Consider the following 14240-nt stretch of genomic DNA (forward strand, 5'->3'; position numbering starts at 1 on the left):
GACGGAGAACCGGCACCGCACGGGGGACACCGTAAGGGGGAGGAAACCTGCGTTTCGGAGGCGTTTCCCATGTCCGTCCTCTTCTTCGACATCGGGGCCACCCTGGCGGATGCCCGCGTGGAGCCCGACGGCTCGCTGACGTTCAGGCCCCGGCCCCGGGTGCTCGCCGTCCTCGACGCCTTCCGTGACGTGCCCAAGGGCATCGTCTCCAACCCGGGGACCGCCGAGGGCGCGGCCCAGCGGGCGGCGACAGCCCTCGAACAGGCGTTCCCTGGCCGCTTCACGGACGCGGGTCTCGTCCACTGGGGAGCGAAGGACAGCCGCGGGCTCTTCGACCTGGCGGTCGCGAGCGCCGAAGCACCGGCCGGCGACTGCGTCTTCGTGGGCGAGGACGCCCGGGAGAGAGCGTTCGCGCGCGAGGCGGGAATGCGTACGGCTCCCCATCCCGTGTTCACCCTCGCCGGTGTGGAGAACCGCCCCGTGTTCTTCGCACGGGTCGGAGTGCCGGACGCCCGGAGCCTGCCACGGCTGGCCGCGGCGGCGGAGACGACCGAGGTCGTTCCCCTGCACGTGGCCTCCGAGCGGCTCGTGCTCGTCATGGCGAGCGCACTCGGCGCCGAGGCGCTCGAACGCGCCGGGTTCACGGTCGACCCGCGTGAACCGGTGGAGGACAGGACGGCCTTCCTGCTCCACGACAACCGTCCGGTCGCGAAGGCCGAGGCGCTCGTGGACTCCGCGGGCGCCACGCGGCTGGCGGGTACGGAGGAGCGGCGCGCCACGGCCCTGCACGGCTTCGTCACCGCGGCCCTGGCCGCGAGAGGCGCCCCGCGGCCCGCCACGCTCGGGCCCGCACCGGGCGGCGTCTATCTGGCCGTGCCCGTCGGCGCGCCGGTGGAGGACGTCCACCTGCCGGGCGCCAAGCCAGGGCACACCGAACGCCTGCTGCCGGACCCGGCACTCCTGTCCCGGCCGGGCGAGGCCCAGGCCGGCCTGCTCGCCGGCGCCCCGGCCCAGGGGCCGTACCTGGAGTCCGGCAGCGGCCTTCCGTCCCCCGGGACGGTCGCCGCGGTGCGGGCGACGGTGACCCCCGAGACCCTGCGGGGCCACGTGGCGCGCATCTCCGGCGTGGAGCCCCTGGTCGAGGGCCGGCCGCAGACGGTCCGCAGCAGGGACGCGGAGGCCGAGGACAATCCGAGGGTCGTCGAGGTCCTGGCCGACCGGTTCCGGGAACTGGGGCTGGAGGTGCGCCTGCACCCGTTTCGGTGGTGGGGACGGCAGTTGTTCAACGTGGAGGCCGAACACCGGATCGCCGGGGCGGACTCCACCGTTCTCGTCTCGGCCCACCTGGATTCGACGGCGTCCAGCGGTGACTTCGTGGACCCGGACGGTGAGCCCCGCCCCTACGATCCGGCGGTGGATCCCGCGCCGGGAGCCGACGACGACGGGAGCGGGACGGCGGCGGTCCTGGCCGCGGCCGAATGCCTGGCCTCCCTGCTCGCGGACGGCGGACAGCCGTCCCGCAACGTGCGCTTCGTGCTCTTCAACGCCGAGGAGAAGGGCCTGGTCGGCAGCAAGTTCTACGCACGGGCCGCCGCCGCGGCGGGCGACCGCATCGCCGGAGTCTTCCAGATGGACATGATCGCGGGACGGCAGCCGGGCAGCACGCCCAAGATCGAGATCCACGCGGGATCCGCCGTGCCGGGACCGGTCGTGGAGGCCTCCGACGCGCTCGGCCACCTCATCGCGCCCACCGTCCCCCTCTTCGATCCCGCGGTGACCGTCCAGCACCTCACGGGGCGCGACGACCCGGCCGTGGAACGCAGCGACCACGCGAGCTTCCACGAGCGGGGATGGGCGGCCGTCGCCGTCTCCGAGGACCTCTTCTCCACCTCCGACGGCGCTCCCGGGACCGGCACCCGCCAGTACCACACGCCGGCGGACACGCTCCTCGACCAGGACCACGACACCGGTTTCGCTGTCACGACCGCCGGTTCGGTCGTCGCGACGGCCCTGACGTTCGCCGGGCTGTAGACACCGGCGGAACACGGTTCGCCGACGGGCGCGGACAAGAGCCCGGACCCCGGCCTCGGGAGAAGCCGGTGGAGACCCGGCGGCCGGCGGCGGACCGTCAGAGGACCTTGTAGGTCAGCTCGTACAGGGACAGGGACAACGCGCCGATCGCCTGGGTCCGTTCTCCGAGGCCCAGTTCGGAGGGAACGATCGTCGCTCCGCCGATGAAGCGGCTCTGGCCGGTCGCCTCGTTCACCTCGTGCAGGACGACGTCGATCGGCGCCTGGCCGACGAACGGCAGGAACCGCTCGTCGAACTCGAACACGTCCCCCTTTCGCATGCGCAGCTGCTCGAAGACGCTTCCGTCACCTCTGCTGACACGGATCTCGTCCGCGCCGTCGGGGTCCTGGATTCTCTTGGCCTCAAGAGACAAGAGTTTGGCGAAAGCCGCTTCTGCCATGTCGTTCCTCCGTGTTCGGTGTCACACAGCGTGTTTCCCAGTCTTGGCAGGCGTGTCCGGGCAGCGCATGCCGTCAGGCGCCCCGCTGCCCGGGGACGGCCGGTCCACCGGGCGGGGTCGGCCGACGTGCTCTCGGGTTCACCGGTTCGGCGGTTGCCTGGTCGGCGTAGTGAGCCTCTGCCGTACTCGATCCCCAGGGCCGGACACGGAGCGGGTACGGCCTCGCCGGCCGGACGAACCCGCGGCTCAGGCGGACCCGCCGCCAGGACACCCGGCTGTTTCCCCTGCCGGTACCCGAACGGATCCCACCGCGTGCCGATGTGACCTTCGGGGACGAAACTCGCCCCGAGGGGGCTCGAGCCAATCACCCTGTGCTCCGGAGGTGAGCATCATGCTTCGCGTCACCGTCCAGATCTTCTCCGGCCGGCCCAACCCCACCTGGGTCATCGCCGACGAGGACGCCGGCCGTGCCCTGCTGGAGAACCTCGCCCACGAGGCCTTCGACGCCGTCGGGCTGTCCGGCAACGGGTACGACGGTCTGGGCTACCAGGAGGTGACCGTCACGTCGGCCGCCGACGACGACACCTCCTGGCCCGAGCGGCTGCCGCGAACGTTCTCGCTGGGCACCCTCGCCGCGGCGGACCCGGCGAGCTCCGCGGAGCTGGCCCGCCGGCTCGTCGCCGAAATGCCCCGGGCGGGCGATGTCACCCTGCCCGAACACGACCTGACGCCGGTCGACTCGCGGACCCGGGACTTCGTCCTGGAGCAGCTCGACAGTTTCTTCGAGAACCCGCCCGGCCGAAACCGCCCGGTGGAGGCTCCCCCGCGACCTCCGGAACGGTCCACCGTCGAGGAGGAGGGAGAGGAGGCCGCGAGAACCTGCCAGTACGAGGTGAGTCAGTTCAACCCGGATTTCTGGAACCGGCCGGAGGTGAGGCCCTACAACAACTGCTACAACTACGCCCGCAACCTGCGCACCGACACCTTCGCCCAGCCCGGCCGCGCGCACGGAGCCCAGACGGGCACCATGGCCTGCCCCGACGTCACCCAGGCGGCGCTCGCCGACGGGCTGGTGCGCCGGTATGACTGTCTCCCGGACCCGGAGCGCCCGCGCCGGCTCATGGCACTGGTCGTCTGGCCCGGCCGGGACTATCACTGGTACCGGAAACTGAAGGGTGGTTTCTGGGGACACAAGCCCGGATCCACCGCGGCCCGCAACTACGACGACCGGGGCGCGCTGATCACCGATCCCGAGACCTGCGCCCGCGGTGGTTACACGGACTTCTGCGGCTACTTCTACGCGGGCAAGTCCGTGGTCATCCGATGAGTTCTCCAGCCACCGCGTCGTCCGCGGTCACCGGAAGCCCATGATCGTCGAACTGGACGTGTACAGCGGCCGGCCCAACCCGCGCTGGCAACTGGGGGAGGAGGCGGGGACGGCGTTCCGCAGGGCGGTGGCCGGTCTCGCCCCGGTGGCCGCGCCTCCTGCCGCACCCGAGGGCCTGGGCTATCGCGGCTTCGCCGTCTTCGACGGAGACCGGGACTACCGGATCTTCGGGGGCCTGGTCGTCACCGGGGACGGCGTTCTCTCCGACCCCGGGAGAGTACTGGAGCGCCTGCTGCTGGCCGGGCTCCCCGAGGAACACGAGGCACTGCGGCCGGTGGTCGTTCAGGCGATCACGGACGACTGAGCCTCGCCGGCGGACCGTTGCGCGGGAACGGGGCCGGGGCGTGGTCCGGGTCAGGCCCATACCTGCGAGAAGTCGATCTCCGGGGCCCACTCCGGGTGGTCTATGAACGGGTTGCGGTTGCCCTGTATGTCGGCGACGGCCGCGTTGCGGTGCAGTTCGTACTCGGTGACCGGCTCCCTCTGGTGCCAGTCCAGCAGAACCGGCAGCCGGTCGGGAGTGAACTCGCCGGGGTCGCCGACGACCTTCGGGTAGCGCAGCAGGAAGTACAGGGTCGCCCTGGCGACGGCGCCCCGGTGGTGTTCCGGCTCGAAGCCGTTGCCCTCCCGCATCCCACAGGCCTCCCGGTGGGTCTCCTCGAAGTCCGGGAAGTCCATGTACGGGACGCTGCCGCGGAAGCTGTTGCAGTCGGGCTCGCAGGCGAAGAGATGGTGCAGGTCGCCGCGCATCGGCTCGCGCTTGGCGTACCAGGACCGTGGCACGACGTGCTCGCAGTTGAACGGCAGCGACGCCTCCAGCGCGTCCAGTTCCGCGGCCAGCTCGGCCGGGCCCGCGGAGCTCTCGCGCAGCAGGAACTCCTGGAGTCCGCGCAGCCGTGCCGTCTCGGCGGCGATGTCGGCGCGGATGAACTCCTCCGGGCCGAACGTCCTGCCCGAGTACACGCCGCGCAGCTGCCGGTCCGGGTGCAGGTCGACCCACGGGTAGACCAGCCGCGACGGATTGTAGGACGGGCGTCGTTCGTGGGTCTTCTCCAGCAGTTCGGTGAGCGCCTTCCGCAGTTCGCCGCCGCCCGCCGCGGGGTCGATGTCCGCGTAGTAGGCGTCCCGCGCGGCGGCGTCGGCGCGTTCGTCGTAGTAGACGAGCTCCTCGCCCAGCCTGAGGTTCAGCAGAGCGGCGTTCAGGTCCCGCTGCGCGGCGGCGCCCACGGCGGAGACCGCGTCCGGCGGTCCCGAGGGGGCGCCGGCGCCCATGCCCGGGACACGGAGCAGCTCGTCCCGCAGGCGGGCGGCCGTGCCGATGAGGGTGAGCCGGCTCAGCGCCTCCAGCACGCGGCTGATCCGTACGCCCTCGTTGGCCTTCCACGCCAGCCGGTGCTCGCCCATCGCCGGCTGCCAGAGCGAGCCGTCGACGGCCAGGAGGCGGCCGTGGCTGTCGGTCTTCGGCACGCCCGAGTGGTGCAGTGCGACGACCTCCCACTGGTCGTTGAAGACCGGGGAGCCCGAGGAGCCCGGAGCGGTGTCGGTGACGTAATGGACGAACCGGTCCAGGATGTCGACGATCTGGTTCTCCCGCAGCGCGAGCTGCTTCGGTTCGCCGTTGGGGTGCTGGATGATGTTGACGAATTCCCCCAGGACGACCTTTCCCTCCGTCGTGTCCAGCGGCAGCCAGTGGAAATCAGCGAGCTGCTCGTTCGCCTGATTCCGTTCGGCCACGGCGACGACGCTGAAATCGAGGGCCCGGTCGGTCGCGAAGAATTTCTGCGGCTCGAGAGGGAAGACCACGGGCTTCAGCGGACGTCCGTCGAGACCCGCCTGGAAGTTGAACTCGACCACCGCGCGCGAGGCCTCGTCCGCACTGCGCAGGACATGGTTGTTCGTCATCAGCAGTGACGGCGACACCATGAAGCCGGTGCCGTGAGACATACCGCCGGGGACCCTGAGCGTGATCCGCCCGACAGACCTGGAGGCCAGGTGCCCGTCCTCCAGGAAGGCCACGCCCGTGAGGTTGTTGCGCCCCATCAGCCGCTCCAGGCCGAGCACATCGGCGCCGAAGGCGTCCGGCCGCAACGGCAGCGTGCTGCCCGTCGTCGCCCGCGGCACCGTCTCCATCCGCTCGACCGACCTGGCCAGCGACCAGTCGGCGTTCAGCCGCGCCAGCCGCTTGGCGACCCGCTCGGGGTCGTCCGCGTACAGAACCCCCCGGCGGTCGATCGTCCGGCAGGTCTCCTCCCGCTTCGCCGTCCGCTCCTCGAACCGCCTCGCCGCCCCCTCCAGCTGTGCGAGATAGTCCGCCTCCACGCGAGTCGTATGTTCTACGGTGGTCATGACCGAATTCCTCCGCCTTGCCTCTTCTTTCCATTGTGCGCGCCGATCGCGGTGAAATCCTCCCGGCTCTTTGATTGCGGTTCAAATGTTGCTCCTTCAATCAGGGAAAGGGTTGGATGCCTTTCATGGATTTGCCGGGGGAGCGGCCAGGGGTGGTGCGGCTCCGGCACGGGGGCGCACCATGAAAGGTGAGCGGGCGTGCGACGCGGCCGGCCTCGGCGTCGGCCGGCCGTCTGCTCGTCGGCGTGGGCACGGGCCGTGAGCCCGTGCCTCCCGGGAACGGGCCCCGCCGGTACACTCCGCGTGCCAGGCGTCCCCTCCCCGACGGACGACGGCCCGCCTCGTAGCGGCGCACCCCGTTCCTCGAGGAACGGGACGGTGAGGGCCATGGGACTCACGGACAGATCACGCGGCGAGCGGGTACGTCAGGCGGCCGCGGCGGCCGCCCGCTACGGCGAGAGCGGCGAGGAACGGCGGGAGGCCGAACGACGGCAGGACGCCGGGATCGGTTTCCCCGACTCGCCGGAGGCTCTGGCGACGCGCACGGCCCGCCTGCTGGAGCGGCAGGCGGTGCCGGCCGCGATGATGGTGGAGGCGGTCCGGTCCGAACCGTTGGCCGCCCCCGACGCCTTCGAGCGGATCCTCGGGGTGTCCAAGGAGCTCCAGGCCTGGAGCTTCCTGCCGCGCGGCGCCCGGGCCGCCCGCACCGTCGCCCGGATCTCGACCAGGGAGAACGGCCGCGAACTGCCGGCCGGCACCGGATTCCTGGTGTCACCCCGCCTGCTGATGACCAACCATCACGTGCTGCCCGACACCGGCGCGGCCCGTGGCTGTTTCGCGGAGTTCGACGCCCAGGTCACCGTCGACAACACCCCGCAGGCACCGGTCCGGCTGGAGTTCGACCCGGACGCCTTCTTCGTCGCCGACAAACGCCTCGACTACGCCCTGGTGGCGGTCTCCCCCGGCCCGGACGGGAAGCCGCCCGGCGAGACGTTCGGCTGGAACCGGCTCAGCGCCCAGCTGGGCAAGCTGGTGATCGGCGAGGCGGTCAACGTCATCGGCCACCCGATGGGGCGGCTGAAGGAGATCGCGGTACGCGACAACGCCCTGCAGGTGCGCCTGGACGACTTCATCCACTACCGCACCGACACGGAGCCCGGGAACTCGGGCTCTCCCGTCTTCAACGACCAGTGGGAGGTGGTCGCCCTCCACCACAGCGGCGTGCCCCGGACCGATGACCAGGGCCGTCTCCTGCGCCGCGACGGCCGGGTCTGGGAGCCCGGGGACGGCGAGGACGCGTTGGACTGGGTGTCCAACGAGGGCGTGCGCATCAGCGTGATCCTCACGCACCTCGCGTCCCTGCCGCTCACCCCCGCGCAGCGGGAACCGCTGGCCGGCATGGGGCCGGAGACGGGCCTCGCGGGCGTCCAGGCCGCCGGCGCGACGGTGGACGCCCTCGCCGGACCGGTTCCCGCCACCGCAGTGGTCACCGGCGTCCCGTCCGCCGGCGACAGCGGTCCGGCCGAGGCCCTCACCGGGAGGGCCTCCACGGAGGCCGTTGTGAAGGGCTCCCGCGGCGTGCGCGCGCGAGGCGGCGCGTTCGGCGGCGGGCGGCACCTCGTCTTCCTGCACGGCCGCGCCCAGCAGGGCAAGGACCCCGAGGCGCTGCGCCGGGAATGGACCGCTGGTCTCAACATGGGCCTGGTCCGGGCGGGGCTGCCGACGGTGGCCCCGGCGGACGTCTGCTTCCCGTTCTACGGCGACCGGCTGGCGCACGCCCTGGACACGCGTGAGTCCGTCTCCCCCGCCGCCGGGACGTCGGCGGCCCCCCTCCCCAGCTCCCCGGGGGCCCGTGCGGTGTACGAGGAGATCCTCGGCGAGGCCGCCGCCCGGTGGTACGCGCCGCCCGGCGCCCAGGAGGGGGTGGAGACCGCCGAGGGAGTGGGGCTGGACCCGCTGGTCGCCGCCGTGTGGCGGCGCCTGGGCTGGCTGGCCGCCCGCAGCGACATCGACACATGGACCATCTCCCGGATCTTCCGGGACGTCGCCGCCTACCTCGACGACCGGGACATCCGCGAGGAGGTCCTGAGCTGCGTCCTGGAAACCGTGCCGCGGGAAGGGGAGTGGGTGTTCGTCACGCACAGCCTGGGCACGGTCGTGGGCATGGATCTGCTCACCCGGCCGCAGGCCGGTGTGCGGACCGTCCACCTGACGACGGTGGGCAGTCCGCTCGGCATGGACAGCGTGCGGCGGAGGCTGCTGTCCGACGGGCCGCGCCGACCCGGCCAGGTCGCGGACTGGCTCAACGCCTGGTGCCCGACCGACCCGGTCGCCATCGGCTGCCCCCTCGGCGACGACTGGCCGGACGGTCCGGCGGACCTCGCCGTCGTCAACGCCCGCGACCGGGCGCACGACATCGTCGAATACCTCGCGCACGCCGAGGTGGCCCGCTCGATCGGTGACCGCCTCACCGTGTGAGAAGGCACGAGAGGAGAAACCGCCCGCCCGGCCGACGCGGGTACCGAGGCCGGGGCACCACCGTGCCCGTGCCCGTGCCCGTGCCCGTGCCCGTGCCCGTGCCCGTGCCGGGCGCCGTTACCCGAACGGCTCGCCCTTACTCGCAGCCGTACCGGTCTCTTGCTTGAGTCTCCTTGGAACCAACAGTTCCGCTCTGCCGCGCGCCTCGCGCCGGCACCGGGAGTGTGCGCCGCCCCACTACGGCACAGACGCGTTCCGCGTCCCCGGAGAGGAGCCGAACCAACTCCGGAGGACGCCCATGCGCGACGACGCGCCGAACCGTTCCGAAACCGCCCAGCACCTGTGGCCGAACCACGCCGACGCCGTTCCCCGCGGCGTCCCCGTCGCCACGGTGATCCTCGCCGAGCCGACGCCGCCGGCAGAGCCGAACGCGCTCGGCAGGCCGCAGTCGCCCGACTTCTCCCCGCCGCCCGGAGTCCCCGGGACGCCGCCGGCGTCGCCGCTCCCTCTGCGGCGGTGCGACGTGGACCTCCGGGACGGCTGCTACGAAGTGACGATCCGTCCTCACCGCCCCACCCTTCAGGCCACCGTCGGCACCCTGCGGGTCGACCGGGCGGCGCCGGACTCGGGACCCGACGGATTGATCGTCAGCGGCGACCTCTACCGGCGGCCGCTCGCGCTGCCCCCGATCCCCGACGGCGCCGGAAGCTCCCGCCCGTCCGACGGGGACGCCCAGGGCGGCGCGTCCGTGGCCGCCACCGCCAGCAGGACCGACCGGCCCTTCCCGTTGATCTTCCCGCGCATTCCGGTCTTTCCCCGCGACGAGTACCGCTCCTACCTCAAGGGCACCCGCCTGACGATTCCCACACTGGTGCCCAGGGGCGCCCCCTGCCAGGTCATCCTCGACGTCGCGGAGTTCGACTACACGCGTCCGCCGGCCGGCTCCTTCCAGGGCTCGTTCCCCGACGCGCCCAGCCGTTCCCTCCGGTTCGAGCTCACCCAGGTGCCCACCACGCCCTCGCCGTTCCCCTTCCTTCGCGGACCGCGGTTCGAGGGACGTGTGCTGGAGGGCGGCGTGGAACGCGGATCGGTGACGCTGAAGTGGGTCTCCGGCTTTCTGCGCCGGGCAGTACTGGAGATCGACACGCTGCTGGGGGCCGTTCCGCCCCAGCCCGTCCCCAACGCCGCCGGAACCGGGCACGAGTTCTTCGACACCCTCTACGCCACGGCCGGCTGGCAGCTGGCCATCGACCACGTCCAGGCCCAGACCGACATCCCGGTACCGTCCGGCGTCGACCCCGATGCCTGTTGGTCCCCGGCCGACCTGCATGCCCTCATGGCCTCCGTCCGAAGAACGGACACCGACCTCGACACCGAGTGGCGCACCCACCTCGTCGTCGTACCGGCGACCATGGGCTGCTCCCGCGGAGTGATGTACGACCAGATCGCGGTACCCCGCGAAGGGTCCGCCAGCTTCAGCAACGACGGCTACCCCCGCACCAACTCCGTCCACTTCGGCACCGCGGAGAACCGCAGACAACGTGAGGTTCCCCGTGCCTACCTCCGGTCGGCCGCCCATGAGGTGACCCACGCCTTCAACCAGATCCACCAGGAGAGCGAGACCGCGGCCGACAACTCGATCATGACCACCACGCCGAGCGTGGCCGACGTCCTGGCGGGCCCCACCACCGGCGCCCCGGGCGTCTTCCCCGACCAGATCAACCTCGGTTTCAACCCGACCGTGCGCAATCACCTGGCGCACATGCCCGATCCGGTGGTGCGCCCCGGCGGCTGGCCCTTCGCCTCGTGGTTCCCCGCGGGAGCGCCGCAGGCCGCCGACCGCAACCTGTTCCGGGGCGACGAACTGAGCCTGGAAGTGCGCGCGGAGACCGGGCGTGCCCCCCTGGGCGCGCCGGTGGCCGTCTCCTGGAGACTGACCAACACCTCCGGCGCCGAACTGCTGGTCCCCGACGACGTCCGCCTGGAGGCGCTCTTCGCCACCATGTCGTGCCGCGACGAGAGCGGCGAGGAGAAGCCGGTACGGCCGTTCGTCATCGCCTGTGACGCCGCCAAGCTCGCCCCGCTGGCGCCCGGAGGGTTCCTGGAGGCCGAGTACCGGGTCTTCTGGAGCTCGGCGGGCTTCCCGCTCGAGAGGCCCGGCCGTCACACCGTCACCGTGACCGTCGGCTGGTCCGCGCAGGGCGTGCCGGTCGGCGCGACCGGGAGCTGCGAAATCTGGGTGGACGCTCCCGTCTCCGAGGAGGAGAACCGAGACGCCGACCTGGTCATGCACCCGGAGGTCGGCAAGTGGGTCGTTCTCGGCGGCGGCGCCTCCCACCTGGAGGAGGCCGTCACCCGGCTGCGCACCCTGGACGAGGGCTCGGTCGGCGCCGACGAGTCGACCGCCGGCCGGCGGTCGCGGGTGGCCGAGGCCTTCAGCCGGCTCGAGCTGGTTCCGCGCCGGGAGAACTGAGACGACGAAATCCTGAGAGGGCAGGTGTTCTAGGCCTGCGCGGGAGGAGAACCGCCGAGACGCGGGGCGTGATTCTCCGAGGACAGGACCAAAGTCCCGGTGCGCCCCTCCGACAACCGGTCCTTCGGCGGCGGAACCACCCGCGGCCCCTGGCGCGCGACGCACCGCCGGCCTGTGCCCGTCACACCGCCACCGGCAACTCCCCGCCCAGCCACGCCGTCATCGTCCGCACATACGTCGCCGTCAGATGGTCGTCGTTGCGGTACACGACCACGCTGCCGATGACCGCCGGGCACTCCCCGTCCCGGCAGAGCATCGGCGTCGCGTCGATGATCGACGCCCCGTCGACCTCGTCCGTCGCCACCTCGCCGACCTGTTCGAAGCCGAGCGCGTCGCCCTTCGCGGTGGCGCAGTCCGCGAGGGAGTCCAGCGCGCCCGAGACGCAGGACGGCACGTCCCGCGCGGGGTGCGGGTTGTCGGCGAAGGTCAGCACCTTCGCGCCGGTCCCGGTCAGCCGCCGCAGCGTCTTCGCGTAACCCTCCTCGGTGAGTTCGGCGCTCGCGGTCTCGCCGAGCCGCTCGCCGTCGCCCGCCACCGGCGTGGTCGCCCGCGCCCCGGTCACCACCAGGGCCGGCCGCTCGTCCTCGATGTGCTGGAGCGCCGCCTTTCACCAGGTGTCGCACTCGGTGTACGCCCGCCTCAGCCGGGTCGCCCACATCGTCACCTCGGCCGGTGAGCAGGCCGACTCGGTCAGCACCTCGAGGCGCCAGCCCCGCCGCTCGGCGATGGTCTTCAGCGCGGGCGTCCACTGCACGGCGTGCGAGTCGCCGAACAGCACCACGGTGGTGCCGGAGGAGGTGTCGCCGTAGACGCAGCCGCCGGCCAGGGAGGTGTCCAACTGGTCCACCAGGCAGTCGTCGTGCGCGGCGTCCACGTCGTCCTCGGCCGTCTCCGGCAACGGCCGCAGCGCGTCGGCGGTGCGCTGGAGGTCCGTGCCGCCCGCCGTCAGCACCGCCGCGCCGGGCGCGTCCGCCGCCTCGGCGAGCCGGGTGCCGGGCACCGCCGTCCAGGACACCGCCCCGCACAGCACCGCCCCCGCCGTGCAGGCCGTGCCGAGCACCAGGCCGGAACGGCGCGGCCGTACGGACCGCTCGGGGGCGTGCCGGAAGCGGTTCTCCACGTACCGGTGGGTCAGCGCGGCCGGTATCCAGGAGAGGGTGACCGCGAGCAGCGCCACCGACAGGGGCGGCTCGCCCAGCCACACCGCGGCGAAGGCGAGGAACGGCCAGTGCCACAGGTACCAGGAGTACGAGATCCGCCCGACGCGGCGGACGGGGGCGAGGGAGAGGAGGCGGCCCGCCGGGGTGCCCACGGCCACCGCACCGGCCGCGGCGCCGCCGCCCCGCGCGCACCGGGCGGCCTCACCTCCGCCGCCCCGCCGCTCCCGCTTCCCCTCATGATCCGGCCGTCGTACATCCCCCTTCGCCATCACCCGCGGCTGTGCGTCACGCACACCCGCGGGCGCGGCTCACTGCGGCCCGTACTTGCGCGTCCGCGCGCTGACCGCCCCCAGCACCCCCCGCGGCACCAGCTTCGCCGCGCCCATCAGGGCCTTGTAGCGGGGGTCGGGGATCGACAGGGTCTTGCCCCGGGCCAGGTCGACGAGGGCCGCCGCGACCACCTTGTCGGCGTCCAGCCACATCCAGTTCGGGATGCTGTCCGTGCCCATCCCGGCCCGCTCGTGGAACTCCGTGCGCACGAAGCCGGGGGCCAGCGCCATCAGCCGTACGCCGCTGCCGGCCAGGTCCTTCGCCGCGCCCTGCGTGAACTGCACGACCCACGCCTTGGAGGCGCCGTACGTGCCGCGCGGGACGAAGGCCGCGACCGAGGCCACGTTGACCACGCCGCCGCGGCCCCGCGCGCGCATCGCCGTCGCCGCCGCCGACGTCAGCCGCAGCACCGCCTCGCAGTGCACCTTGAGCATCCGCAGCTCGTCGGCCATGGAGACGTCGAGATAGCGGCCCCTGTTGCCGAAGCCGGCGTTGTTGACCAGCAGGTCGACCGGGTTCTTGCGGTCGCCCAGCCGGGCGGCCACCGCCTCGATGCCCGGGTCCTCGGCGAGGTCGGCGGTCAGGACCTCGGCCTCGATACCGTGCCGGTCGTGCAGTTCGGTCGCCTGCTCGCGCAGCCGCCGGGTGTCGCGGGCGACCAGCACCAGGTCGTGCCCGTCGGCCGCCAGCCGCCGCGCGAACGCGGCGCCGATGCCTGACGTCGATCCCGTAATCAATGCCGTTGTCATGGCGTAAGGCTAGTGACCCGGACCGCCGGCGTCCGGTTCGCTCACCGAGCCTTCGTCCGGTGAAGCGCCGGTGAAGGCCAGTACTCCCCGGGAAGCGGCGGCCGTCCGGGTCCCCTCCGCGTACGCCCGTGCCTTCGCCAGCGCCACCGGATGCAGCGCCTCACCCGCCGCCAGCAGGCGCGGCAGCAGCTCCCGCTCGGTCGTCACCGCGCGGAACTGCAGCGCCACCGTCACCTCGTGACCGGGCCGGCGCACCACCTCGACCGGGTCGCCCGCCCGCACCTCGCCGGGCTCGATCACCCGCAGGTACGCCCCGGGCGCGCCCTTGCGCGTGAACCGCCGCACCCACTGCCTCTCACCCAGATGGCCCTGGAAGGTGCGGCAGGGGACGCGCCCGCTGGTGACCTCCAGGACCAGGTCGGCGCCGATCCGCCAGCGCTCGCCGATCAGCGCCCCGGAGACGTCCAGGCCCACGGTGGTGAGGTTCTCGCCGAACACGCCGGAGCGCAGCGGGCGCCCCAGTTCGCGCTCCCAGTCGTCGAGGTCCTCGCGGGCCACCGCGTACACCGCCTGGTCGTCGCCGCCGTGGTGGCGGGTGTCGCACACCGCGTCGCCGACGACACCGCCGGCCCCGTCCGGCCCCGGCGCCGCGATCCGCACCGGCCCGTCGGCGGGCCGCTTGTCGATCCCGGTCACGCCTCGGGGGTGATCGGTGTACGGCACGGTCTCGGGGCGGCCCAGATTCACGGAGAGAAGCTTCATGTCCGGCACGGTAGAAGAGCCCCGG

At 72.7% G+C, this 14240-nt stretch carries 9 protein-coding genes and 1 pseudogene; 5 read left to right on the forward strand and 5 right to left on the reverse strand.

Translation table 11 applies throughout. The features are described from left to right. Window positions 1-69: 69 nt before the first annotated feature. Window positions 70-2031, forward strand: coding sequence for a M20/M25/M40 family metallo-hydrolase (locus ACY1JF_RS01485; protein ID WP_462703087.1), 1962 nt, complete (start codon window positions 70-72; stop codon window positions 2029-2031). A 97-nt stretch (window positions 2032-2128) separates the two neighbouring features. On the opposite strand, the gene ACY1JF_RS01490 is transcribed toward ACY1JF_RS01485, so the two are convergent. After that, entirely contained in the window at window positions 2129-2470 is a 342-nt protein-coding gene (locus ACY1JF_RS01490) for a hypothetical protein (RefSeq protein ID WP_462703088.1), read from the reverse strand. A gap of 391 nt (window positions 2471-2861) precedes the next feature. Here ACY1JF_RS01490 and ACY1JF_RS01495 point away from each other — a divergent pair, with 391 nt between their 5' ends. Continuing rightward, on the forward strand, window positions 2862-3797 hold the full coding sequence (locus ACY1JF_RS01495) for a hypothetical protein (RefSeq protein ID WP_462703089.1): 936 nt from the start codon (window positions 2862-2864) through the stop codon (window positions 3795-3797). A gap of 40 nt (window positions 3798-3837) precedes the next feature. Continuing rightward, entirely contained in the window at window positions 3838-4161 is a 324-nt protein-coding gene (locus ACY1JF_RS01500) for a hypothetical protein (RefSeq protein WP_462703090.1), read from the forward strand. 50 nt (window positions 4162-4211) lie between these two features. On the opposite strand, the gene ACY1JF_RS01505 is transcribed toward ACY1JF_RS01500, so the two are convergent. Beyond that, window positions 4212-6203 carry an endonuclease gene (locus tag ACY1JF_RS01505; protein WP_462703091.1) on the reverse strand — a complete coding sequence of 664 codons (1992 nt, stop codon included), beginning with the start codon at window positions 6201-6203 and terminating at the stop codon, window positions 4212-4214. Between the two features lie 387 nt (window positions 6204-6590). Between ACY1JF_RS01505 and ACY1JF_RS01510 the strand changes: the two genes are divergently transcribed. Both ACY1JF_RS01510 and ACY1JF_RS01515 read left to right on the forward strand, forming a co-directional pair. Further along, window positions 6591-8681 carry a trypsin-like serine peptidase gene (locus ACY1JF_RS01510; protein WP_462703092.1) on the forward strand — a complete coding sequence of 697 codons (2091 nt, stop codon included), beginning with the start codon at window positions 6591-6593 and terminating at the stop codon, window positions 8679-8681. A 298-nt stretch (window positions 8682-8979) separates the two neighbouring features. Continuing rightward, window positions 8980-11154: a hypothetical protein gene (locus tag ACY1JF_RS01515; protein ID WP_462703093.1), complete on the forward strand. Its 2175-nt coding sequence runs from the start codon at window positions 8980-8982 to the stop codon at window positions 11152-11154. 181 nt (window positions 11155-11335) lie between these two features. On the opposite strand, the pseudogene ACY1JF_RS01520 reads toward ACY1JF_RS01515, so the two are convergent. The 3 genes and pseudogenes from ACY1JF_RS01520 to ACY1JF_RS01530 form a co-directional block, all read right to left on the reverse strand. Next, a pseudogene (locus tag ACY1JF_RS01520) lies at window positions 11336-12643 on the reverse strand (acyltransferase family protein). A gap of 39 nt (window positions 12644-12682) precedes the next feature. Continuing rightward, window positions 12683-13453: an SDR family NAD(P)-dependent oxidoreductase gene (locus ACY1JF_RS01525; protein ID WP_462703094.1), complete on the reverse strand. Its 771-nt coding sequence runs from the start codon at window positions 13451-13453 to the stop codon at window positions 12683-12685. A gap of 9 nt (window positions 13454-13462) precedes the next feature. Continuing rightward, complete coding sequence (locus ACY1JF_RS01530; RefSeq protein WP_462703095.1) at window positions 13463-14215, reverse strand: MOSC domain-containing protein; 753 nt, start codon at window positions 14213-14215, stop codon at window positions 13463-13465. Between the last annotated feature and the right edge of the window lie 25 nt (window positions 14216-14240).

Source organism: Streptomyces sp. SYSU D01066-1 (genome assembly GCF_054956795.1).

Bases quoted from the DNA above. Each gene is read 5' to 3' on its own strand.
- ACY1JF_RS01490 (WP_462703088.1), bottom strand. From the start codon at position 2,470: ATGGCAGAAGCGGCTTTCGCCAAACTCTTGTCTCTTGAGGCCAAGAGA.
- ACY1JF_RS01500 (WP_462703090.1), top strand. From the start codon at position 3,838: ATGATCGTCGAACTGGACGTGTACAGCGGCCGGCCCAACCCGCGCTGG.
- ACY1JF_RS01485 (WP_462703087.1), top strand. From the start codon at position 70: ATGTCCGTCCTCTTCTTCGACATCGGGGCCACCCTGGCGGATGCCCGC.
- ACY1JF_RS01515 (WP_462703093.1), top strand. From the start codon at position 8,980: ATGCGCGACGACGCGCCGAACCGTTCCGAAACCGCCCAGCACCTGTGG.
- ACY1JF_RS01530 (WP_462703095.1), bottom strand. From the start codon at position 14,215: ATGAAGCTTCTCTCCGTGAATCTGGGCCGCCCCGAGACCGTGCCGTAC.
- ACY1JF_RS01510 (WP_462703092.1), top strand. From the start codon at position 6,591: ATGGGACTCACGGACAGATCACGCGGCGAGCGGGTACGTCAGGCGGCC.
- ACY1JF_RS01495 (WP_462703089.1), top strand. From the start codon at position 2,862: ATGCTTCGCGTCACCGTCCAGATCTTCTCCGGCCGGCCCAACCCCACC.
- ACY1JF_RS01525 (WP_462703094.1), bottom strand. From the start codon at position 13,453: ATGACAACGGCATTGATTACGGGATCGACGTCAGGCATCGGCGCCGCG.
- ACY1JF_RS01505 (WP_462703091.1), bottom strand. From the start codon at position 6,203: ATGACCACCGTAGAACATACGACTCGCGTGGAGGCGGACTATCTCGCA.